The organism is Myxococcus sp. NMCA1 (assembly GCF_026810205.1).
GTDB lineage: Bacteria > Myxococcota > Myxococcia > Myxococcales > Myxococcaceae > Myxococcus > Myxococcus xanthus_A.
Genome location: NZ_CP113950.1, coordinates 2,211,246 through 2,233,557, shown reverse-complemented (window position 1 = coordinate 2,233,557; position 22,312 = coordinate 2,211,246). Strand labels below are relative to the sequence as shown.

General features: G+C 65.2%; 19 protein-coding genes and 3 pseudogenes. 6 read left to right on the top strand and 16 right to left on the bottom strand.

What is annotated here, in order from left to right:
• The first annotated feature begins 692 nt into the window (after positions 1 to 692).
• The gene (locus OZ403_RS09560; protein WP_268784015.1) at positions 693 to 3,485 is read left to right on the top strand and encodes an nSTAND1 domain-containing NTPase; all 2,793 of its coding nucleotides are present in this window, start codon (positions 693 to 695) and stop codon (positions 3,483 to 3,485) included.
• Positions 3,486 to 3,533: 48 nt separating this feature from the next.
• Here the strand turns inward: OZ403_RS09560 and OZ403_RS09555 are convergent, their stop codons facing one another.
• The 5 genes from OZ403_RS09555 to OZ403_RS09535 form a co-directional block, all read right to left on the bottom strand.
• Positions 3,534 to 4,868, bottom strand: coding sequence for a hypothetical protein (locus OZ403_RS09555; protein WP_268784014.1), 1,335 nt, complete (start codon positions 4,866 to 4,868; stop codon positions 3,534 to 3,536).
• The gene (locus OZ403_RS09550; protein WP_268784013.1) at positions 4,865 to 7,216 is read right to left on the bottom strand and encodes a hypothetical protein; all 2,352 of its coding nucleotides are present in this window, start codon (positions 7,214 to 7,216) and stop codon (positions 4,865 to 4,867) included. Before OZ403_RS09550 ends, OZ403_RS09555 begins: the two co-directional genes overlap by 4 nt.
• Positions 7,206 to 8,642: a hypothetical protein gene (locus OZ403_RS09545; protein WP_268784012.1), complete on the bottom strand. Its 1,437-nt coding sequence runs from the start codon at positions 8,640 to 8,642 to the stop codon at positions 7,206 to 7,208. The genes OZ403_RS09550 and OZ403_RS09545 overlap by 11 nt, the downstream gene beginning before the upstream one ends.
• 634 nt (positions 8,643 to 9,276) lie before the next feature.
• Positions 9,277 to 10,197, bottom strand: a complete 921-nt coding sequence (locus tag OZ403_RS09540) for a DUF2381 family protein (protein ID WP_268784011.1) — start codon at positions 10,195 to 10,197, stop codon at positions 9,277 to 9,279.
• Positions 10,198 to 10,270: 73 nt separating this feature from the next.
• Positions 10,271 to 12,202 (bottom strand): serine/threonine protein kinase, encoded by a 1,932-nt coding sequence (locus tag OZ403_RS09535; protein ID WP_268784010.1) that lies wholly within the window; start codon positions 12,200 to 12,202, stop codon positions 10,271 to 10,273.
• Positions 12,203 to 12,461: 259 nt separating this feature from the next.
• Between OZ403_RS09535 and OZ403_RS09530 the strand changes: the two genes are divergently transcribed.
• Both OZ403_RS09530 and OZ403_RS09525 read left to right on the top strand, forming a co-directional pair.
• Positions 12,462 to 12,779 (top strand): helix-turn-helix domain-containing protein, encoded by a 318-nt coding sequence (locus tag OZ403_RS09530; protein ID WP_268784009.1) that lies wholly within the window; start codon positions 12,462 to 12,464, stop codon positions 12,777 to 12,779.
• 52 nt (positions 12,780 to 12,831) lie between these two features.
• On the top strand, positions 12,832 to 13,179 hold the full coding sequence (locus OZ403_RS09525) for a helix-turn-helix domain-containing protein (protein ID WP_268784008.1): 348 nt from the start codon (positions 12,832 to 12,834) through the stop codon (positions 13,177 to 13,179).
• A 200-nt stretch (positions 13,180 to 13,379) separates the two neighbouring features.
• On the opposite strand, the gene OZ403_RS09520 is transcribed toward OZ403_RS09525, so the two are convergent.
• On the bottom strand, positions 13,380 to 13,763 hold the full coding sequence (locus tag OZ403_RS09520; RefSeq protein WP_268784007.1) for a hypothetical protein: 384 nt from the start codon (positions 13,761 to 13,763) through the stop codon (positions 13,380 to 13,382).
• 7 nt (positions 13,764 to 13,770) lie between these two features.
• Positions 13,771 to 14,937, bottom strand: a complete 1,167-nt coding sequence (locus tag OZ403_RS09515) for a serine/threonine-protein kinase (protein ID WP_268784006.1) — start codon at positions 14,935 to 14,937, stop codon at positions 13,771 to 13,773.
• A 251-nt stretch (positions 14,938 to 15,188) separates the two neighbouring features.
• On the opposite strand from OZ403_RS09515, the gene OZ403_RS09510 reads away from it, so the two are divergent.
• Positions 15,189 to 15,569 (top strand): DUSAM domain-containing protein, encoded by a 381-nt coding sequence (locus OZ403_RS09510; protein WP_268784005.1) that lies wholly within the window; start codon positions 15,189 to 15,191, stop codon positions 15,567 to 15,569.
• A 49-nt stretch (positions 15,570 to 15,618) separates the two neighbouring features.
• Here the strand turns inward: OZ403_RS09510 and OZ403_RS09505 are convergent.
• Both OZ403_RS09505 and OZ403_RS09500 read right to left on the bottom strand, forming a co-directional pair.
• Positions 15,619 to 15,933 (bottom strand): annotated as a pseudogene (locus tag OZ403_RS09505) (PspA); the annotation flags it as partial.
• Between the two features lie 58 nt (positions 15,934 to 15,991).
• Positions 15,992 to 16,531 (bottom strand): annotated as a pseudogene (locus OZ403_RS09500) (transposase); the annotation flags it as partial.
• Positions 16,532 to 16,993: 462 nt separating this feature from the next.
• Here OZ403_RS09500 and OZ403_RS09495 point away from each other — a divergent pair.
• Positions 16,994 to 17,515 (top strand): beta/gamma crystallin-related protein, encoded by a 522-nt coding sequence (locus OZ403_RS09495; RefSeq protein ID WP_268784004.1) that lies wholly within the window; start codon positions 16,994 to 16,996, stop codon positions 17,513 to 17,515.
• 132 nt (positions 17,516 to 17,647) lie between these two features.
• Here the strand turns inward: OZ403_RS09495 and OZ403_RS09490 are convergent, their stop codons facing one another.
• Both OZ403_RS09490 and OZ403_RS09485 read right to left on the bottom strand, forming a co-directional pair.
• The gene (locus OZ403_RS09490) at positions 17,648 to 17,986 is read right to left on the bottom strand and encodes a GNAT family N-acetyltransferase (RefSeq protein ID WP_268784003.1); all 339 of its coding nucleotides are present in this window, start codon (positions 17,984 to 17,986) and stop codon (positions 17,648 to 17,650) included.
• A gap of 397 nt (positions 17,987 to 18,383) precedes the next feature.
• Positions 18,384 to 19,007 carry a hypothetical protein gene (locus OZ403_RS09485; RefSeq protein WP_268784941.1) on the bottom strand — a complete coding sequence of 208 codons (624 nt, stop codon included), beginning with the start codon at positions 19,005 to 19,007 and terminating at the stop codon, positions 18,384 to 18,386.
• Between OZ403_RS09485 and OZ403_RS09480 the strand changes: the two are divergent.
• Positions 18,957 to 19,058 (top strand): annotated as a pseudogene (locus OZ403_RS09480) (DUF2379 family protein); the annotation flags it as partial. The gene OZ403_RS09485 and the pseudogene OZ403_RS09480 sit on opposite strands and share 51 nt — an antisense overlap.
• Before the next feature lie 49 nt (positions 19,059 to 19,107).
• Here the strand turns inward: OZ403_RS09480 and OZ403_RS09475 are convergent.
• The 5 genes from OZ403_RS09475 to OZ403_RS39685 all read right to left on the bottom strand — a co-directional run bounded on the left by OZ403_RS09475 (position 19,108) and on the right by OZ403_RS39685 (position 22,271).
• Positions 19,108 to 19,629 carry a PspA gene (locus tag OZ403_RS09475; protein WP_268784002.1) on the bottom strand — a complete coding sequence of 174 codons (522 nt, stop codon included), beginning with the start codon at positions 19,627 to 19,629 and terminating at the stop codon, positions 19,108 to 19,110.
• 116 nt (positions 19,630 to 19,745) lie between these two features.
• On the bottom strand, positions 19,746 to 20,168 hold the full coding sequence (locus OZ403_RS09470) for a hypothetical protein (protein WP_268784001.1): 423 nt from the start codon (positions 20,166 to 20,168) through the stop codon (positions 19,746 to 19,748).
• The gene (locus OZ403_RS09465) at positions 20,165 to 21,712 is read right to left on the bottom strand and encodes a recombinase family protein (protein ID WP_268784000.1); all 1,548 of its coding nucleotides are present in this window, start codon (positions 21,710 to 21,712) and stop codon (positions 20,165 to 20,167) included. Before OZ403_RS09465 ends, OZ403_RS09470 begins: the two co-directional genes overlap by 4 nt.
• Positions 21,709 to 21,912: a hypothetical protein gene (locus OZ403_RS09460; protein WP_268783999.1), complete on the bottom strand. Its 204-nt coding sequence runs from the start codon at positions 21,910 to 21,912 to the stop codon at positions 21,709 to 21,711. The genes OZ403_RS09465 and OZ403_RS09460 overlap by 4 nt, the downstream gene beginning before the upstream one ends.
• The gene (locus OZ403_RS39685; RefSeq protein ID WP_442929767.1) at positions 21,909 to 22,271 is read right to left on the bottom strand and encodes a DUF2924 domain-containing protein; all 363 of its coding nucleotides are present in this window, start codon (positions 22,269 to 22,271) and stop codon (positions 21,909 to 21,911) included. The genes OZ403_RS09460 and OZ403_RS39685 overlap by 4 nt, the downstream gene beginning before the upstream one ends.
• Positions 22,272 to 22,312: the final 41 nt, after the last annotated feature.

Sequence of the window (22,312 nt, the reverse complement as noted above, 5' to 3'; positions counted from 1 at the left end):
GAGCGAAGCATCGACTGCCACCTCCGTCGTCCTTGCAGCACGCGGAGAGGATATCCATAGCGGACGGCAGCCTGCTGAACCTCATCACCTACGGCTACGCCGGCCGGTATCGGTGAGCGTCAAGGTAGATGTCGAGAGAGAGGATTCAGCCGATGCGCATGAACTCCTGCACGGCCGGGGTGAGGTTTGGGGAGGGACCGAGACGGACGGGGCCTGCTGGTGTCCAGTTGCGCGTGTCGCGGCTCCAGCGCGCAGGGTGACGGGCTCGGGCGTGTTGGTACACCCTGTGGCGTCGAGCCAGCAGTGAGGCTTCTCGGCCGAAGTGCCTGTCGTCCGGCATCCTCCAGCCGTCGTTTTTAGTCACCAGCCCCATGCGTCTGCACTTTCGCAGTCAGAATGATGCAGGCGGGCAGACTTCTTCCCTACCGAAACAGGCTTTTAGCTCAGAACAACAACCGCTTTCCTTCTGGCAAGCTACTCCGCTGACAGACACTCGTCACGGATCGGCCGTTGAAGCTCTCGTTTGGCGCCATGCCTCCAGGAAGGCCATCTGAAAAAGGGCATCCATCAGCGACAAATCGGGCAGTTCCTCCTCCTCGTCAACGGAAGGGTCAATTTAGCCCCAGCACCCAACGCATCCAGTACTTGCCATACTCCACCGGAAACCCCTGCCCTCCTTAGGAACCTGCCCGATGACCACAGAGAAGCAAGTTCGCCTCGTCATTCCTAGCACGTGGACTAACGACCAGCGCGGATCTTTTTTTGAGACGCTCATGGCAAAAGCACTTCGGAAAATGCGCTTCGGTGTCACCTCACGCGTGCGTTTCACCGGAATGGAAATTGACCTACTCGCGGACAATCTCGACACAAGACAACGCATATTCGCGGAATGCAAATTCCAGAACGAACCAATCCAAAGCGGAGTACTTACTGACCTTCTCGGCAAAGCACTAATCCACAAAGTAGATCTGGTGTACCTATTCTCAACATCGCGGCTCGGAAAGGAAGCAAAAGGCCTCCTCGACCAGCGTGAGCGGGACTCAGATGCGCGAGGGGCACGCATCGCCTTCGTCGGACCCGACCAACTTGCAAGCCTACTGATTGACGCGTTATCCCTGCCCCCCCCACCCGACAATGCCGCCAAGACACATACGGGAAACGGCACCCTTCTCATCACAAGCGAAGGTGAGTGGTGGGCCTTTGAGCAGAGCACCAATGGAATCCCTAGCAGGGTAACAATCTACCCCGCCTCCTCAAAACCCACCTCGAGCTTTGAACCACTCTGCGAATCACTCAAGGAGGCCGAACTATGGCTTGGTCTCGAAATTGCCGACGGAAGCCTAATCACCACTAAAGCGAACAACCTACCAGCGCCAGCCCCCGCCGAAGACGAACTTATCACCACGGTAAACATGGCGGATCGCTTTGACGATTACCGCCCCTGCCGCCCGCAGGATTTCGTAGGGCGCCTCGACCTCCAAAAACAGGTCTGGAGCTTTCTTGGCAATGTCGCCAAGGAACAAACATCAACAAGAATCGTCTGCATTTCAGGACCTTCCGGCTTTGGGAAATCGTCCATCGTCCTAAAACTCTCCGATCGCTTCAAAAACAAAAAATGGAAGAAGCGCCTCTCCCTGTATCCCGTAGACGTTCGCTCCGCCAAGGGCCCTCTATTCATCACCAAAGCACTACACAGCGCCCTTCAGGACGCCGTCGACACAGGTTTCATTTCAGTCAAGAACAACCAGATCTCAATCACAAGCACCGAGGCCCCCTTATCAAGCGACTCAGTCCAAGAGGCATTGAAAGCCCTAAAGAACCAGCAGCGGGTCCTTGCCATTTTCTTCGATCAGTTTGAGGAGCTCTTCACAAAAGAATCCTTGCTTTCAACCTTTGAAGCATTTCGCCGACTTGCTTTCGAGGTCGACGCAGCCAAGGCAAATATCGTCCTCGGCTTCTGTTGGCGAACCGGGATCTCATTCTCCGACGACCATCCGGCGTATTTCATGTGGCAAAACCTCAAAGACAAACGACTCGATCTTAAGGTTGGCCAATTTTCAGGAAGAGAAACAGCACTACTCCTCAATCAATTCGAGAAGAATATACGCCTCAAACTCGACAAACAGCTCAGAAGAAGACTCTCAGAACAATCGCAAGGATTTCCTTGGCTTCTCAAGAAACTCTGCATCCACGTCCACCACCAGATCTCCAAAGGCACTAGTCAAGAAGAACTGATGGCGCGAAAGCTCAACATCAACCTGCTCTTCGATGAAGACCTCGAACCGCTATCTCGCGATCAGACCGCCTGCCTCAAATATGTAGCCGAACACTCACCGGCGGACATAATTGACGTCACTGAGAACTTTGGCAATGAGGTGCCCAACCAACTCTACCACTCGCGGCTGCTCATTCGAACTGGCAACAAGTACGCAGTATACTGGGACATCTTCCGCGACTACATTCTCAACGGAACCGTCCCATCGATTCCACTCACACACATCCCTCAGTCCGAATTGTCAATGGCGTTGAAGGCCATCGAGGAACTCAGAACAAGCGGGCTGTCCACCACCACAACTCTAGCCAAAACGCTTGGCTACCAAGAAAAAACTATCACAAACGTCCTCGCAGACCTCCAAAACCTACAGCTTGCCAAGCGCACAGGAGGGGACGTGTCGCTTGCCCGTCCCGGCTTTCATGAGCAAAATTCAGGCGCAATAGCCGATCACCTGGCATCCCAACTAAAAGATCATGCCTTCGTACTTTCGCTATACAAAAAAATCCCGCCAGGGAACCCAATATCCCAAGACGAACTGCGCGACTCCCTCATCTCTGCGTATCCTTCGGCAGACTTCAGTCTTCCAACGGCGGAAGTATACGCGAGGCGAATGTTGCCATGGCTAATCTTCGCGGGAGTCTTGGAGAGCAATACCAACGGCGATATTCACCGGCCACAGGGTGAAGGGCGCCAGAAAGGAACTCTAGCTCTAAAGCGACATCCGCGCGGAAAGAACTCAGGACTTCCTGCCCTTTTCATGGCTGCCTCTGGACCTAAGAAAGCCGTCGCACTCGCTAAGATTCTCCACCGGAAGCGCCGAATTGCACGCGGTCAAATCACATCTAGTCAACGCAATGCACTTAGTGATTTGGTCGCCCTAGGCCTCGCGACGACTAGCAAGCGAATCGTCACACCGACAGAGGCACTCCTTAGGGCTGCGGAAGCCAGTATCGAGACAGTTCTATGCTCCACCGCAGGCATGAGTCCGTTCCTCCAAGCTGCTGTTGCTGCCACTCGGAGCAAACGTCCAGCCGCCAAGTTCACAACAGCAGACTTTGGACAAATGATTGCGACAGCCCTCAATCGCAACTGGTCCAAGGGCTCTGCCCTCCGCTACGGTTCGGCTGCCAAGACATGGGTTTCGTTCCTGCGTGAACATCAAAACAACCGTCGCCATTCGCAACGGGCTTCTGATAAAACCACTACATGAATTTCTCAGCGCCCCAAACCATTTGGGGCGGGCAGACATAGGTTCCGGCTAGGAGCGATGTCGCTCCACCTCATGGAAGAACTGAGTGAGAGAGTAGTCCAACAGCGACTGGCGGGACTGCATGTAGCGACGGGCCCGGAGGAAGGGCAGCCAGATGCGCTTGCCAACACGCACCTGGGACTCATCCATCTTCGCCCGCAGCACCCACGTCCCGCCCAACCGCCGCACCAGCACGTCCCCCAGATAGGCACCGAGCGCCGGAGCTGTGTGACTGTCGATGAGTTCGCGCGTGTACCGCTCCGGGAAGTTCTCCCGCCAGAAATAGAAGTCGAGGTCCGTGAGGGACTCGGCCGTCTCGTCCATGATGGAGGGCACCTTGGTGTGCAGCGCGGCCACGAGGCCTTCGGACAAGTCGCCGTAGGACTCGAGGACGCGCTCCGGATTCGCCACGTCCGAGGGATGGGCGACAGGAAGCCACTCTTCCGGCACAGGAGGCCGGAAGGAGTTGAGCTCGGCAATCTTCCGTTGCCGCTCGCTGATGGCGAACTCGTCCGGCAGCCGCGAGAGGAACGGCGCCACGTCTGGATGGAAGCGCGGCTCGATGGGGACGAGTGCGGCGCTGCGCTCTCTCAGCGTGCGCAACACCGTCTCGAAGTCGAGGTCCAGCCGCAGGTGAACATGGGCGCGGGCCTGCGCCACGCGCGCCTCATCGCTGGCGAACTCGGATGCCGTAGGCCATAGCACCAGGAGGACAGAGCCGTTGGGCAGCTCCTCCACGAGGTGCGCTGGCGTCGAGAGCATCCGTTCTCTTCCCACCGCTTCGACCAGCTTGGGGCCGAAGACGTTGAGCCAGAACAACTCATAGAGCTTGTCGAACCCGTCCCGCTTCCATGTCGCATCGTCACGGCCGAAGGCGGGAGAATCCGCAAGTTCCAGGTCGGCTAGGCTGTGCGCTGCGGCGTACTCCGAGGGGTACCGGGAAGCCCAAGCACGGGCCGCGGCCACAAAGCCGCGACAGGTCTCCACCTTGTCGAAGAAGGAGAGTGGCTGCGCACTGAGGCTAATCCTAAAGGTGGACTGTTCGTCCACCGGCCCGAGATTAAGCACCAACGACACACTGGGGTTCTCCGAACGGAAAAGCCCGATGATCGTTCCGTACTCATTGCGCCGCTCCTCCAGCGCTCGCCACACAGCCTCTCGGGAGTATTTCCGCTTCCGGCCCGTCTTGACGAGGTTCGGCATCCACCCAACGGCGCATTCTTCGAGGGCATCAAGGAAGGGCTCCACTTCGCGCTCCAGCCCATTCCTCGGCTCGTAGGCTCCAGCAAAGGTGAAGCGCAGGCTATCCACCTTGCTCAGGTCACGCAGAGTCAGCACTTTCATTGAAACAGCACCTCCACGCCCTTGACGTTGCTCTGCGTCGCGTCCACCGCGTTGTTCAGCACTACCCGCTTTGGGGGCAGTAGCTCCCCGCCCTCATAGACAAGGCGCACCCGCCGAACATCCGCCTGCTGTCGCATACCGTCCCGAAGAATCTTCAGTGTTCCACCGTAGTACTTCATCGCGTTACTAGCGTCCGTGTTCAACTGAACAGGCAGCGTATCCTCGTCCAGAACAGCGAGATTTCGGCTCTTGAAGCTGAACGTCTCCACCCGAGGTGGATGGCCAGGCGGGGGGCGCGCCTCGATGACGAGGACGTCCGCGTACCGGAAGTCCACCTTCGACACTCCCACGTGCGTCTCGATGCGCGGCTGTTCGAAGTCGCCGAGCCAGCGCCGCTGTGCGCGGGGCAACGCAGCGTCCGCCTCCAGGATGGCGACCATGGTCCTCTCGAAGGCCATGCCCCGAGCATAGTAGGCGCGCATCCCCTCGTAGCCCTCCCACTTCAGGGGGCCCTTGACGGCGTCACCGTCCTGAATCTCCTTCAGCCGCCTCTTGCGGTAGGCGACGTACTCCTGCCAGAGCGCCGCCCCCTTCTCGACTCCCGTCGGCGGCTCCTCCAGCTTCGGGGCCATTTGCTTCAGCAGCTTCACGTCCTTCGGGAGCCGGGGCCCCAAGGACTCCAGCTCCGCGAGGAACAGCTTCGCCTTCGCGGCCTCCGCAGCGCCCACCTTGGCGTCCTGCGCGAAGAGGTCCAGGTTGACGTACCGCTTCCCGCTTGCGCCCCGTGAAGCCGCGGGCTGCGCGGCCTCGCGACTCGCGCCCCCTCTCGTCGCTGCAGCCCCGGAAGACTCGCGGCTGGCCGCCTGCGCCTCCGCAGCGGACACCTCGGCGCTCTGCTCGAAGAGGTCCAGGTTGACGGGCCGCTTCCCTGCAGAGCCCCTCGTGGCCACGACCTGAGCAGACTCGCGGCTGGCCGTCTCCATCAGCACGGCCTGCGCCTTCGCGGGGTTTCCGCGGGCCTCGTACAGCGCCAGCAGCCCCGCCTCCCCCCACTCAGCGGCCAGCAGGGCACCTTCGCGGCTCGCCTGGAGGTAGCGCAGCAGGTCGCGCGCGGCGTTGATGCCGAGTTGCTCTTCCAGGCGCGCCAGCAGCGCCTTCATGCCGGCCACGTCGAGCGCCGGCATCCGGAGCCGCCTCAGTCCTCCGCGCGACTCCACCAAGGCCCGGGCGCCCTTGCCTCCGGCGTACACCGCCACCGCCAGCGCGGCCGGCGCCAGTTCGCGCGTGGCCTGCTCGTACTTGCCCTGCGCCAGCGAGTACGCACCATGCCCCGTCCCCATCGCCAAGTGGTAGAAGCCCACCGGCACACCGAAGGTCAGATGGTCGAAGGCTCCCGCCGAGAGGCTTCCCGGCGAGTAGTGCCTCTCCATCAACGCCTTCTCCACCTCGTCGATGGCTGTTTGGTAGGGCGACGGCATCTGCCCACGCATCGCCATGAGCTCTGTGTACCGGGCCTCACCGCTCACCAGGGTGCTGGAGAGCATGTCGCGGCCCGCCCGCCCCAGCCCGCGCAACACGTCGCGGCCCTGCTCTCCCCGCTCCGGGAAGCCTTCCAGCGCCAGGCCCCGCCGCTTCAACTCCTCGCGGACAGAGGCCATGGCGCCCAGCGTGTCTTCTAACTGCTTGTCGCGGGCCAGCCGCTGCACCACCTCGCGCAGCTCGTCGTCGAAGGCCGAGTGGAGGACGAAGAGGGTGAATACCTCCGCGTACGGCACGCCGTACCTCTCCTCGGACGTGACGATGAAGTCCGCGCGCTTGCGACTGAGGACCTCCGAGGCGTGCTCGTCCAGAGGCCCCAAGGCGCCCAGGCGGACCGCGTCCCAGGGAGAGAGGGACTGCACCAGCGCGGCCATGTCTACCCCGCGCTGCATGGCAACGAACTCCGCGGGCGAGCCACACGGCAGGAAGGGCGCCAGCACTTCGCGGCTTTGAGTCAGGCGGGGCCAGTCCGAGGGCAAGGCCTTGCCGCCACAGGCAAAGGCCCCGCCCTCAGCGTCCGAGCCTCGCGGCCCCTCCTTCCGGTTGACGGCATTGCCGATGGGCCCGCGCCGATAGCCCATCGGCGCCGGCTCGGCCGTCCCACTCGCGGCGCCTGGCTCCTGTTCCCCATACACACCTGCCGCCGCGCTCCTCGTCGCCTGAAAGGGCACGGAGAGGGGGCTGAAGGCCAGGGCGGCCCCACGGCCCGCCTGGCCCGGCCTCGCCGGCAACGAGGCGCACCCGGAGGCCAGGAGGGCCACAGCCAGCGCGAGGCCAAGCCCGCCGCGCCAACGCCGCTCAGCGCGCATTGTCCACCCCCAGCCCCACGGAGGCGAAGGCGCCAGGCCGCAGCGTCCCTTCCGCCGTCGGGAAGAGCAGCGTGCCCCCCTGCCCCACCGCGTACAGCTTCCCTCCCAGGAAACGCCATCGCACCTCGGCCGATGCGAGGTAGCGCGCCCCCGGCTTGCCTGCGCCCACCGCCACGCCGCCCACCCCCACCGAGAGATTCCGGTGGAAGAGCTGCGTCTCCAGCCGGCCGTCCACGTCCACCCGGCCCCAGTTGAAGACCTCGGTGCCCATCGTCAGGCGGAAGTGACGCTGGCCGAGGACACCCAGACTCTCCGCGTCCCAGCTCAGAATCAGCTCGCCGTAGGCCGAGTACCCGTCCGGGAACGGCGCGTCCGCCTGCGGCACAGCATCCGGGCCCGCCACCTGAAAGCGCGCCAGCTCGTAGTCCGGGCCGAAGGCGCCCTGCCGAAAGCCACCGCGCTGGAGGCGGCCCTCCAGGCGCGCACGCATGTCCATCCTCGAGGTCAGGTACTCCGCGCCCAGCCCCGCCACCGCGCCCCACGCACCACCCTCGCCAGGACGTCCGCCCCAGCCCGCATTCGCCTGCAGCTCGAAGCCCCCCTCGGGGTTGCGGCGCCGCACGAGCATGGCCGTCCCATCCAGGTGGGCCAGCGTCATCGACTCGGATGTCCCTCCGGCCCTGCCCCAGTCATGCACCGCGGACAGCGCCAGCGTGTACTGCATGGGGTATGGAGCGCGTCCAAAGAGGATGTGCTGCACGTCCAGCACGACTTCGGCCCCCATCAGCCGCGCGCCCAGCACGTCCGAAGCGAAGGCCTCGACGTAGAGGGGCCTCAGCATCCCCGTCACCACCGCGCCGGCTGGGTTGTAGTTGGGGTTGCCCCGGTTGTTGTAGCGGCGCACCAGGTGCCCGGACAGCAGGGTGTAGGACTCCAGCGCGCCCACCCATACGAAGTTCGGCGCGTCCCCTCCCACCATCAGGTTCTGCACCACCTGGCCCCAATCGGAGAGCTCATCCCAGTCCTCCTTCCGCACAAAGCTGGCGCCCTCCCCTCCGCCCCACATGCGCAGTCGCACCGGAGCGCCCAGGTCGACTTGGAGGAAGCCTGGTCTGACGACCTCCAGCCGCGGGTGCACCTGCAGGAAGCCTTCATCCGTCCCCGCCCCTCTCCGCGGCAGAAGCGCCCATGTCGTGGTCTCCACGCTCAGCCGGTTCGCCCAGCGAGAGCCCGAGCCAGACGTGGCCGGCTCCTCTTCGACCAGGCCGTTCCCCTCATCCATGGAAGGCTCGAGCAGCGCATCCCCGCCTGCCTCAAGGGGGTCGACTTCCTCCTCGGCCACGTAGTCGTCGGGGTAGGCAACCTCCTCCGCCCACCCCGCTCCGGAAACCACCAGCAGCAACACGACGGCCCAGCGCATGAACATCGACGTCTCCTGTGAAGGCCCCGAAGGAGGGGCAATGGACAGAGGCCTCCCGTTCAGTCCGGCAGGGCGCCGGACTGCGGGGTGGATGCATTGCATTGCGGGAGTCGTCGGCAGGCCGACTGGGCCAAGCCATAGGCAGACGTGTCACGCCACGGCGCCAGGAATTCTGGCCCCGCCTGAAGCGGCAGGCAGACGTGTCACGTCACGGCGCCAGGACAGTCCGGCACCGCTCATGACTCCAAAAGGGCGAATGGGGATTGAGGAAGGGCTCCTCAGCGCCCGTCAGGCATGCGGCCCAACGAAGCGCAGACGGCTTCTCGGCGCACGAAGACCATCCGCACGTGCCTCACATGGCAGTGCGGGAGGTCCTCTGCGCAGCGCGAGAGCCCAACGCCTACTTCGATGCGGAGTTAGGAAGGTGGATCAAGCGCGTCGCCCTCCGGACGCTCTCCGCAGCCACCAAGGAAGCGCGCAGTCGCGCGCATGTCCAGCACAGTGGGGAACACATCGCCCTCCGGGGCATGCCAGAATGAACTAGACCAATAGGTACAGTCCATTTGACCCTAGATTGCCATTCGGCACAAGCCCCAATGCCGGAAACCCGTGAAAGGGCTTGGAAGTGGTGCCCGCAGGGTTAAGGGAAGGTGACGTTCCCCAGGGTAACGGTGCGGCGCCCATCCGCATCCCAAAGCTTCAGCATGAAGGGCCCTTGAGGAGACTCTGATGCTGCCTCAGCCTCTACCACCACGCGCTGGGTATCCGCGCCCGGGGCGAGGGGGCCGGACTGCCATACTTGAAGCACCTTCAGCTCCTCGTTGGCCTTGCCCCGGAGCGTCGCACCTGCTGCTGTCCACGGTTGGGCATCCCCCCCTGACACGAGGGAGACCTCAACAGCAACCCTGCGGGCTGCGCGATATGCATAGACATACTGCTTGGCTGCGGCCCCGCCTGGGGCCTGGCTCACCCCCTTGGTCAGGTCGCGGTAGTCAACGCCTCGCTTGCTGAGGACTTCCGTCGAGATGAGTCCCGTCAGCCCGTCAGGAGCACTTCGCTCCGCGCGCAGGCGCGCATTCTCCTCTTTATACTGCTCTGCCTCGAGGCGAGCCTGCCGGACTTCCTCCTGGTACGTCTCGACGCTCCTCTTGCGCCGATAGACTTCGACATGCGCCTCCGACCGTGCGGGGTGCGCGACCAGGACAAACGTCGCAGTGGCCGGGGCCGCCCCATCCTGGAAACGCACCGTCAGCTTGAGCCGCTCGCTCGCCGAGATTTTCTCTGAAGGGACCAAGCGCAAGGTCTTGAGCCCAGCGTCCACCATCGCGAAGCGCTCGCGTCCCTCAAGCATCAGCCCCTCTCGACTCACCTCCGAATCAAAGAGGAACACCGTCGAGAGCCCTGGGCTCACTGCCACTTCAGCCGCTGGCTGAGCATCATCCGCGACCAACTCGACTCGGCGAACGCTCAGCCCCACGGTGGATGAGGGCGACTGCGCCAGAGCTGCCCCCGCTCCTGAGAGAAGGAGGGAAAGCAGCACGGCCGACACGGAATGATGCACTCGACGTTTCTCCTGGACCAAGCCAGCGGCGACGCCGCTGGCGACTCACGAACGTCTGCCAGACAGCAGCACTTCACTCAAACTCACTCGCTGCCTTGACAGTAACGGCAGAGAATACGCGCGCCCTACCCGTCTCCCCTCCTCCACCCTCTATCTCCAGCCCGCGGTTGCCTGAGCTGTCCAGCACCTCCATGCACACGGGGAAGCTCTCTCCGCGAAATCGTGCCCGCGTCAGTCGGACATAGACGCGGTCGGCAATTATGAGCCGCCCCGACAGAGTGGCCTTGTCCGAGCCCACAATGATCTGCGCAGTGCCTTCTTTCACCGTTACGAACTTTGATGGCCCTCGGATGAAGCTCGCACCCGCCTCGTCCCCAATGTCCATGCCGAGCTGTTTCATGCCCTTGGTGGCGCCTGCCGGGCACGGTTCAGGGTCGGGAGCGGGGCGCACCTGGGGACCCGAGCAGGCCATCGCGCCGCAGAGGGCCGCCGCCGCCACTGCACTGCTGACGCTCCTCGTGGCCTTCTTCGCAGGCGCTGGCGGAGAGGAAGCGGTGTCATTCTGGGGGGTCGTCACGGTTGCAGTCACCTCGGGAAGCGTCGCAGGGGGCGCGACGGCCGCAGGTGTTGCCTCCGGCCCGATGGGAGCTGCGGCCGAGGCAGCTTGAGGTTTCTTGGCATATGTCGCTACTTCTTGGCCGGGGACGGCCTGCGGCTGCGGCGAAGCCGTCCGCTGTGAGAAGTACGCCCCAGACGCGAGGGCCATGGCCAGCAGTCCAGCGCCCAGCAGCCGCCCTTTCCTGATGCGAGAGAAGAGGGAGCGCTGTCTCTCTTCGACGACGGGGGCCACGAGCGCCGCTTGCGCGGCATCAGCCTCCCTCTCCGCCTCAAGCACCAAGCCCGGCAGGTGCGCCTCCACAGGCCGCGTAGCAGCAGCCACCGGGGAGGCTTGGGGCAGTGGCTCCGCGGGCGGGCCGGCGCCGGGCAGTTCCGGCCCGGGAACCTTGCCACGGCGCATCTGGCGCAGGGGCCGCTTCGCCCACCGAGCAAAACCATTCACCTTGCCCTCATTCTCCGTGGTGGCCGAGTTAGGGCCATACGTGTCGAACAAGGGGGTGTCCCACGCCTCGCCTTCTGCCCCGGGCAGCAGTTCCTCCAAGGACGCACAGACAGCGCTCGCGGTGGGACGCGCAGCAGGCTCCTTCTCCAACAACCGCATGCAAAGCTGACTCAGCCGCTCCGGGACGAAGCGGTTGACGAAGTGAGGGGGCACAGGCGACTTGCCCATGACGCCCTCGACGTACTCCGCGTCCGTCCCCGCGTCGAAGGGCAGCCTCGCCGTGAGGAGGCGGTAGAGGACAGTGCCCAGGGCCCACATGTCGTCCGAGGGGACGGACACGTAGCGGGCGCCCGACTGCTGGCCCAGGTGCTTCCTCATGAAGGCCCAGGCCTCGGGGGGCCGGTACTCCATTGTCCCCGGCGGCAGCATGGACTGGGTGACGCCGGGGGCGCCCTTGTAGTCCCCGATTCCGTAGTCCACCAGCACCGCCAGGCCGTCCGCGTCACGTACCATGACGTTGGCGTCCTTCACGTCTCGGTGCACCACTCCCGCCTCGTGCGAGGCCGCCAGCGCCCGCGCCACGTCGAGCGTCACCTTCGCTACCTGCCGGGCCGAGGGGTTCTCCTCCTTCACCCACAACCCGAGCTTCCGCCCCTCCACGTACTCCATGGCAATCAGGGCGAAGTCGCGCTCCCCGGCCTGCCAGTAGGAGAAGCCGCGAATCCCCACCACGTTGGGGTGCTTCAAAAGCAAGAGGATGGAGATTTCCTTCTCCACCCGCCCCTCCACGCGCTGCCTCTCCACCAACTTCAAGGCGCAGGGCTGCCCGTCGTTCGTCGCGAGGTACACGGTGCCGAAGCCGCCTCGGTCCAGGTGCCTCACCACCGTGTAGCCCTTCACCACGTCCCCGGGAGACAGCACGGCCGGGGGGCCGTTGTCCCTCATGGCGACGTCCTCCCGGAGACTCTGTAAGACAGCAGGACTGCGGCCATGCGCATGCAGCTCCCTCCCCGACGCCGGCCCACGGTACCAGAAGCCCTGGGAAATCGCGCGAAGTCTTCCCCCCGCATCCAAACACCAGCCACAGAGGCGCCAAGCCACACCAAAAGGTGAAGTCAACTAGACTCTCATGTATAGCCTGCTTGGAATGCACATCCACCCTGACGCCCGTGGCCTCGCCCCTCCGAAGGAGCCCTCCCGCCCTTTGCCTGGCATCGTCGGCGGCACCCTGCGCGCGGCCCGCCTTCGGGCAGGCCTGAAGCAGACAGAGGTGGCCCACCTCATCAACATCTCCCCCGTCGTCTACAGCCGGATGGAGTGCGGCCGAATACTCCCCAGCATCCCGACGCTGTACCGTCTATGCGCCGCCCTCCGCACGACGCCCAACGAGGTACTGGACTACCCAACCTCACTGCCACCGGACGACGTCGCTGCCGCCAAGGAGGCCCTGCTGCGCCGTGTGCGCCAGTTGGACGCACACCAGGCGCTCGCCCTCATCCGACTCCTGCCGGACGTGCGCTGACGGAATCGCACTCCCTTGACAACTCGCAAGTCAGGTATACTCACTTACACCTATGAACCAACAGCTTGCAGCGCACCTCGGCGCCATCGTCCGCCTCGCTCGGGAGCAGATGAGTCTGACGCAAGTCCAAGTCGCGGACCGCGTGGGGCTGAACTCTGTCGTCTACAGCAGAATCGAACGCGGGCACATGATTCCCAGCGTCGAGACGATGAAGAAGCTGTGCATCGAGTTGATGGTCTCCCCGGAGGACTTGATGGGCCTCACCGAATCCTCGGGCGGCGGAGCACGGGCTCGCCCGGAGGACGACACCAACTTGCGCCGGCTCATCTTCGTCGCACGGAAACTCGACGAGGGGAAGTTGGACGCCCTCGTCCACGTCGCCACCGAGCTGGCCCGCTGAAGCATCTCCCTGGGGCGGGGCGCCGTCCTCCCCCCGGCTCCAGACTACTTGGGGCCGGCACTCCGGCGTCTCCGAGCGGGGAGCAGGCCAGGCGGGCAGAGCCCCATGCTGCGGGGCCCTGCACCGGAGCGCGAGTCCCCGGCCCGCGCAGGCCGCAGCGACGACGAAGCGCCTCCCCATGCGAAGGAGGAGGCTCCCCGCTACGCCCCGCTGCACTCCCGCAGCTCCTCATTCACCTCCGCGAGCAACCTCTCCAGGCGCGTCTTCTGCAACCGAAGGCGGGAAACCTCGTCCAGCCCCGCCTCCTTGTCGAGGTGGCGCTCCTTCGGGGCCTCTGCCTCCAAGTCCTCACGCACCTCCACCGTGAGGACGTCGCCCGCGCGAATGTGGACGTCACACCACGTCAGGTGCTCGCGGTACTCCTTTCCCTCGGAGCCGCCCACATGGAGTGTCAACTCAGGGGTGGCGTTGGACTCGTCGTCGGGGCGGCGCACCCACGACAGTATGGTGTGAAGGACGCCGAAGTCCGGCACCCCCGCGGTGGTGAGGTGCCCGCCATTGCGGGCTACACGAAAGCAGAGCATCGACGGCCTACGCTTTCCTCAGGGCATCCAGCTCGTGCTTCTCCAGCCCCTCGGGGTAGAGGCCTCCCTCACCGAATTCCACCTGGTCCCTCAGCACCCCGCCCTCGGACACGACACGGGCCGCCTCCTTGGCGGCCTCCGCACGCCCATAAGGTTTGCGGAGCTGGGCGACACCCCGCAGCGCATCCCGCATGTCCGCAGCCGTCGCGAAGCGCTCCTCGGGGCTGAGGCGCAGCGCGGTGTGCAGCACCGCCTTGACGTCCTGCGCGAGGTGGCCCACCGCCTCCTCGACGACGTCCGGAGTGAATGTCTCCATGAGGGACTGCATCTGCTGCAGCGGCAACGAGGGCTGCACCTCCGGGCGGAACCGAGTCTCCTTCGCCGCCACCACCGGGACGTCGTGCACCTCGAAGAGGTGCTTGCCCGTGAGGACTTCCACCAGCAGCACGCCCAAGCTGAAGACGTCGGAGCGCGGCGTCAGCCCTTCCTTGCGCAGGTACTCCGGAGAGGCGTAGGCCACGTCGCCCCGGAGTAGCAACTCCGGAGACTCTTCACGCCCCACCAGCAGCGAGTACGCCGCGCCGAAGTCCAGCACCTTCACCTCCCCATGGAGGCCCAAGGCGATGTGCCGGGGATTCACGTCGCGGTGGACGATGCCCAGGGGCACCCCCTTCTCCGACGTCAGCGTGTGCGCGTAGTGCAGCGCGTCCGCAACCTCCGCACCCACGTACAAGCCAAACCCCTCCGAGAGGGGCTGCCCTCTCACCAACGCCGCGCACACCAGCGTCTCCAGCGAGGGCCCACCTACGTACTCCATGACGGCATAGGCGGCGTCTTCCTCGTCATCCGCCCGCACATGGAAGATTTGAGCGATGTTGGGGTGGTTGAGGCGGAAGGCCAACTGCACCTCTTCGTACATCCTCTGCCGCTGAATGTACGTGACTAGGCTGGTGAGCTGGCGGACCAGACAGGGGCCTGACAGCGCACCATCCGCCACGCGCCGCTCCACCTCCAGGAGCCGCTCGCCATTCGGCCGCACCTCCAACTCCCTCACGCCTTCAAACCGCACGCCCTCCACCTCGAAGTAGACGTGCGACGTACCGCGTGCAGACAGGGTGGGAAGTCTGGGCGGGAACTCCTCCGTCGACACTTCATCTTCCGAACGCTTCGACATGGCTGTGAATCCTCCTGAACGATGGGGCGCGGCTCCACGGACAACGGACCTCGCCGTCACCGGGCACCGCCCTAGAAACGCAAGGTCTAGTTGACTTGACCTTGGAATTAGCATGGCCATACTTTCCTGTGAAGCCCTCTGGCGCTCGTAGCGGACAGGGCAAAGCCCCATGAGCATCTCTCCTGGGTGCAAGGCGCCCCAGCCAGGGTTCCACCTGCAAGCCCTGGCCGCTCGCAAAGGAAACTTAACTCGTGAGTAAAACCATTGACTGGGGACTGATTCGCGCGCTGGCACGTCGTGCCCCCACCGAAGGAGAGCGACTGGCCTTCACGCGGAAGGAGAAGGCGCTGCTGAAACGCACGGCCGCCGAGGTAGGGATTAGCGCCAGCGAGGCCAAGAGCGCACTCGCCACGGAAGAGGGGGCGCTGAGTCTGTTGCAAGAGGAGTCCAGGCGCATCCGCGAGAGCACTCGCCGGCTCATGGACGCGCTGCACCGGATGTACCAGCACAAGGACAAGGGAGACTTCGACAGCGCCCGCCAGGAGATGCGGGACGTGCTCGCCGTGGAAGTCGTGCCCCACTACCGCACCATCGCCCAGGGGCAGCTCGACGCCATGGCCGACGAGCCGTAGCGACGAGCCGCAGGAGCGCCCTCCTGAGAAGGCGCTTCGCGGCCCAGGCTCAGGCTGGCGTCACCTTGTCAAAGGGGCGCACCACCCTCCTGGCGTCGGAGACACGCTCCAACGTCACCGTCTTCGCCTTCTCGTCGACGGCCTTCACTGTCGCATTGAAGGCGCCCCGCCCCTGCTTGTAGCGCACCTCCTGTCCCACCGCGAAGGCGACGGACGCCTCGGGACTGGGACTGGCGCTGGGGGCGACGGCCGGCGCTGTGCGTCCCGCTGCGCGCGGGCGCCCGCGGCTCTTCCGGGGCGAGGGCCCAGCCCGCGTGGGCTTCGGCGCGGCCTCCTCCCTCGCCCACTTCCGCACAGGCACGGAGGCCTCAGTGGTCACCCAAAACCGGCCAATGAAGGTCCCCTGAAAACCGGCCACAGGGGAGGGCCGAGACGTTCTGCACCGTGCGTGCCCACCTGGCGTCCAGAAAGGTGGCATCCAGGTACAGGTAGGGGAAGGCCTGGGTGAGGGGCTGGGTGCGCAGCGCCTCCACCTTCTCCTCCAGCGTCCTCGTCACCCGGCTCACCGTCGAGCGCGAGACGGCCTCGCCCATGAGGGCGCGCGTCACCTTGCCCATTTTTCTCGTGGAGACGCCCTGCACGTACGCGCTGGTAATCGCCTCGTCGAGCTCCCCGCTGCGACGCTTGTAGCGCCCCAGCACCGCTCCCGCGCTGCCGCTGTGCCGGGTGCGCGGCACCGTCACCTCCACAGCCCCCGCCGTCGTCACCAACGTGCGCAGGTAGCTTCCGTTGCGCACGTCCGCTCGCCCCACCATCCGCTGCCACCGGCCAGCCCCCACCAGCTCCCTCACCTCTTCCTCCAGCAGGGCTTCCAACGTCATCCGTATGGCACCGCGAAACAGTGCCCGCAGGTCGGTCTGCACCTCTTCGTGCGTGGAGGATTCGAACTCGGTATCGTCCACGGCAGGGAACTCCTCGGCCTCCTCGCCAAAGGAGGACCGTCTCGGTTGGTTTCACCGAGGAGCTTCCCTCTTTCCCGTTCGTCCCGCCTCGCCATCTACACACTTATAGGGACACGACCCATTGTATTGGCTGCCCCCTAAAGCCCGCAGCTTCTGCCCGTTGAGCGACTGTGGTGCCCTCTGTGCGGACGTACCACTCACAACCTTCTCTTCGACGAGATGACCGAGATTCAGGACTCGTTACGCTCAGGGTTTGCCTACTATTGGGCGTGGCCCCAGGCGGTGCTAAAGATTCTCGGCTCGCTCTGGAACCCGACCACTTCAGCCGAGGCGTGAATCAGCACATCCTTGGCCGGAAGGATACGGTACTTTAGGCGGATTGCTTTTTCGGAGCGTGAACCCAATGCTTGCCGCGGTTCTGACAATGAATGAGCCGGGACCGCTCCACGGAGGAGAACTGCAATGGCAAACATTACCGTCTATTACGAGGAAGATTTCAACGGCACGCACGTCGATCTGCCGCCTGGCAACTACACCCGGGCCCAGTTGGAGGCGCGGGGCATCGGGAACAACACCATCAGCTCGGTGAGGGTGCCGCCTGGCGTGAAGGCCGTCCTCTTCAAGGACGATAATTTCACCGGCGACCAGCTCGAAGTGGTGGCCAATGCCGAGTCGCTGGGCGCGCTGAACAACAACACCTCCAGCATCAGGGTCATCACCGTGCCCGTGCAGCCCAGGGCCAGGTTCTTCTACAAGGAGCAGTTCGAGGGCAAGGAGGTGGACCTGCCTCCTGGCCAGTATCTCCAGGCCGCTCTGGAGCTGTACGGCATCGACAACAACACCATCAGCTCGGTGAAGCCGGTGGGCTTGACTGTCATCCTCTACAAGAACGACAACTTCTCCGGCGAATCGCTGACCGTGACTTCCGACGCCTCGAGCCTGGGCTCGCTGAACAACAACACCTCCAGCATCAAGATCTCCTGACGTTGGCGCGCCGGCATTCCAGGTGACGGTCCCTGCCTCGGGGACCGCCACCCTTTCACCCCCTAGTGACTCTCGAACCACCTGCATCCACGACGGCAGAGTGCGGCCTCCACTGGGTGACCCCATTCACGCTCACGGCCGAGTTGGTGCCCTATTCGCCTGCACGCGCTCGTCCCTCCAGTCGAAGACGGCGAGCGCACGCGCCACGTCCGCGTACCAGGGCAGCCCTGGTGAGACCTCGGGCATCAGCGCGCCGATGAGCGAGCGTGGAGCCAACTGGAGGTCGTTGCGGCGCTGCACCTCCGTAGGCGCAGGCTCGAAGGTACACAGCGTGCCCTCGACGGCGAAGCCGCACTTCACTAACACGAGACCGCTGCGTGCGGTGGCCTCGTTGAAGACGCATTGCACGCGGTCGCAGCCGAGGTAGTCGAAGCAGAAGACGATAAGCATGCGGCTCGCGAGGGTGGCCACGCCGCGCCCCGCGTGCGCGACCAATTTCCGAGATCCCCCCGCGTGCGTTGAGCGTGCGGCGATGCAGGTCGATAGAGGCCAGGAACTCTTCACTCGCGGTGTCGAACACAGCGAGCACCTAGTCACCACCGTTCCAGTAACGGTCTGGCACGCCATCATGCGCTTGAGCAGCCCTTCGACGGGCTGCTCCAGATGGGCCTAGGGCATGAACTGGCGCAGCTCAGGCAGCCCCTCCTGCACCGCCGCATTCACGGCCGGTACATCGGTGAGGACGTGCGGGCGGAGGACCGAGTCCAGCACGCCCTGGCACAAAGTAAGCCGAGAGACTGGGAGCTTTAGGGAAACCTGTGGCGAGTGAGCCGTGCTTATCCCAGTGAGTTCCTTTCGATGCCGGTGGTCAGGAGACTGCCCGCGTCTGAATCAGCAACTCCCTCACTGAAGCGGCCGTGGACGGATTGCGCCACAAGAACTCGTTCAGCAGGGGTGCCGCCTCGTCGTGCTGGCCCAGTGAGCTCAACGATCGCGCCACGAGCGAAGCGCTGGTGTCGGAGGGCTCGGACGCAAGCGCACGCAGCGAATACGATTGGGCCTGCGCGGCTTCGCCGGCCGCGTCCAGCGCGAGCGCCCGCGTGAGCTGGCGGGCCAGCTCAGGCTGCTTGATCTGGCGAAGGTACGCGAGCGCATGCGTCGTGGCGCCTTCCGCCAGCGCGGCCCACGTCAACAGGTCGAGCGCCCGCGAACGCTCCTCCTTCCGGCGGCTCTCGTCGAGGACCCGCTTCCGGCGCCGTGCGGCCTCGCGCGCGTTCCCGACGTGGAGCGCCGGCCATCCCTCTTCGAGCCGCGCCGAGTTCTCCTTCGCGGAGGACTGCGGTCGGGTCGCGCGGGGCCGCGATACGTGCCAGGTTTGGAGGTTACGGAATGCGAGGAAGGCAAAGAGCAACGTCCTGTACCTGCGGTCATACGACGGGGCAGCGCCCGCCAGGAGATGCGGGACGTGCTCGCCGTGGAAGTCGTGCCCCACTACCGCACCATCGCCCAGGGGCAGCTCGACGCCATGGCCGACGAGCCGTAGCGACGAGCCGCAGGAGCGCCCTCCTGAGAAGGCGCTTCGCGGCCCAGGCTCAGGCTGGCGTCACCTTGTCAAAGGGGCGCACCACCCTCCTGGCGTCGGAGACACGCTCCAACGTCACCGTCTTCGCCTTCTCGTCGACGGCCTTCACCGTCGCCGAGAAGCTGCCCCGCCCCTGTTTGTAGCGCACCTCCTGTCCCACCTCGTACGTGGCGGACGTCGCGGGGCTGGGACTGGAGCTGGGGACGGACGCCACCGTGCGTCCCGCCGTACGCGGGCGCCCTCGGCTCTTCTGGGGCGCAGGCCCGGCCCGCGTGGGCTTCGCCGCGGCCTCCGGCTTCACCCACTTCCGCACGGGCACCGAGGACGGGCGCTTCTGCGCGCTCGCGGGCGGGCGCTTCGACGCGGGAGGAGGCACGGATGTGCGCTTCGGCGCGGACGTCGCAGGAGCCGGGCCGGACTCAATGCCCAGGAAATGAGCAATCTTCTCCAGCAGCGCCACCTGCCGGCCCATCGCCTTCTCCACCGCCTCCGCCACCGCAGCCTGGATGATGCCCTTCATGTCGTTCTGCATGTGCTCTCGCTCACTTTCGTCGCGGGGCGTACAACCCGCGCGCTCTCAACACGGACAACAATTCAGCCTCTTGCACTCACGCTACACCAAGGAGTCCGGGTATTCGGACTTTCGCCTCAGAATGAAGCCTTCACCTCACGCCAGCGCTCGCGCTGCTCCACCCACCTTCCCGCGTGTGCAATGGCCCGAAGGCTTCGCTCGCTGAGGGGCTCTTTCCCTTCCACGGCCTTGAGGAACAACACCTCCTCCTGGATGTCCGGCGCCAGCAGTTGCAAATCCAGCAGGTGCGTCACGCGCGCGCGGGTAAAGCCCAACTGGCCTGCGACGTCCGCCGCGCTCGCCACCAGTCCTCGCGCAATGGCGGATTCCACGTGGTGCGCCAAGGCCAGCATGCGCGCGACGTGCGCAGGCCGGCGCGCCGCCTCTCGCGGCAGGGGGCGCGCCCCCTCCCGGAAGCGCACCTTCGAGCGACGCACGCGGTGAAACTGCGCGCTGACGAGGCCGCCCTCCGCCGGCCGAGACTCGGGACTCGCGCTCACGCCGCCACCTCCTCGCGCTTGAGCGTCGCGGACTCACCGGCATGGGCCAAATGCACGTCGACCTGGCCCGTCGCCTCGTTCACCACCACCCGGCCAACGAGGGCCCGCAGCAGGCGCCCCCGGTTGGCGGCCGTGAGGGCGGCCCACACCGCGTCGAAGTCCGCCAGGGCCTGGGCCACCCACTCCGCCTCCACCTTCTCCCCCTCCATGGCGTCCAGGGCGCGCTCCACCTCCGCCAGCCGCTTCCGCATGCCGGCGACCTCCTCTTCCGCGGCCGTCAGCTTCTCCTCGACGAGGCGCCGGGCTGGGCCCTCCAGCTTCGAGAGGGAATCCACCCACTTCGAGGACTCCGCAGCGCGCTTGGCCACGTCTCTCGGAAGCTGCGCGCGCTCCGCGCGCAGGGCCTGGTGCTTCTCCTCCAACCGCGCCGTGAGGCGGGAATGCACCTGAGCGGCGAAGCCGTCACCTACCGAAACCTCCCGGAGCTGCGTGACGACGAAATCCTCCAGGGCGGCTGCCGGAAGGGGCGCGGCCCGGCACCCTGCCTTCCCCTCTTTGTCCCGGGTGACGCAGCGGTAGTAGCGGTACTCGCGCTCGCCCTTGCGCGTGCTGCCGGGAGTCATCGCCTCGCCACACAGGCCGCAGCGCAACAGGCCTCTCAGCACGTAGTCGGGGTTGCGCCCGTGGTACTGAATGCCGGGGCCCTCCAGCATGTCCTGCACCCGGTGAAAGGTGGCCCTCTCCACGATGGGCGGGTGCTCGCCCGGGTGCGTCTCGTCGCCATAGGGCACGAAGCCCGCGTACAGAGGGCTCCTCAAGAGGCGCAGCACATCCTGCGTCGTCCACTTCCGAGCCGCGCGCGTGGCACCACTCTGGGCCTCGTACCTCTTCGTCTTGCGCCCCTTCTCGTTGAGGAGGCGCGCCACCGCCGAGGCCTGCTGGTGCTGGAGGTAGAGTTCGAATGCCTCTCGCACCACCACCGCCTCGTACTCATTCACCACGAGGCGCTTGTCCTTCACCTCGTACCCCAGCGGCGCGCGCCCTCCTGTCCACTTCCCCTTGCGGCGCGCGGCGGCCACCTTGTCCCGCGTGCGCTCCGAAATCATCTCGCGCTCGAACTCGGCGAAGGACATCAGCATGTTGAGGGTGAGCCGCCCCATGGCGTCCGCCGTGCTGAAGTTCTGCGTCACCGAGACGAAGGAGGCGCCCGCCGCGTTGAAGCGCTCCATGACTTTCGCGAAGTCGAGAAGCGAGCGCGAGAGCCGGTCGACCTTGTACACCACGACAACGTCTACCCGCTTCGCGTCCACGTCCTGCAACAGTCGCTGGAAGGCGGGCCGCTCCATGTTGGCGCCGGTGAAGCCACCGTCGTCGTAGCTCTCATCCAACAACACCCAGCCGGGCTGGCGCTGCACGTAGGCGACACAGGACTCGCGCTGGGCGTCGAGGCTGTTGAATTCCATCTCCAGGCCCGCCGCCGTGGACTTGCGCGTGTAGACGGCGCAGCGCCTCTCTTCGGTGAGCGGTGCTTTGCTCTTCTTCACGGTTCCTCCGTCCCCGCTGTCGTTGTCGGCTGCACCGGCTCGCCGCTCGAGGACTCCTTCTGCCCGGGGAGCTGCTCCGCCACGGCCACCAGTCGCTCCAGGTTGTCGTTGAGACGCCCCAGTTGGCGGACGAGCTGCGGCATCGTCGTCTCGTAGAAGCGCTGGCCCATATACGTTTGGAAGAAGGCGGGGCCACTCATGACGTCACCGCCTTCGAGCTGCCGTCCTTGAGGCCGAAGAAGGTGAAGCCATTCCAGGCCGTGCCCGTAATCAGCTTGGCCACGCTGGAGAGGCTGCGGTGAAGCTGGCCGTCGTATTCGATTCCCTCCTCGCGCACCGTCACCCGGTGCTGCGTGCCTTTGAAGGCGCGCGTCAGCACCGTGCCCGGCGGCGGCAGACGCGCGTCGCGCCCGTCCACCGGAGCAGGAGGAGGCGGCGGCGCGGAGGGCTTCTGTTGGCGGTCATCAAAGAGCGCGGGATTCTGGTCATCGACGCGGTCATCGCGGAGCGCGGAAATCGGGTCATCGGCGAGCGCAGGTATCGAGTCGAGGCAACGCAAGACGGCCCCGCGCTGCGCTCCGATTGCGGGGCGCAGAGCGA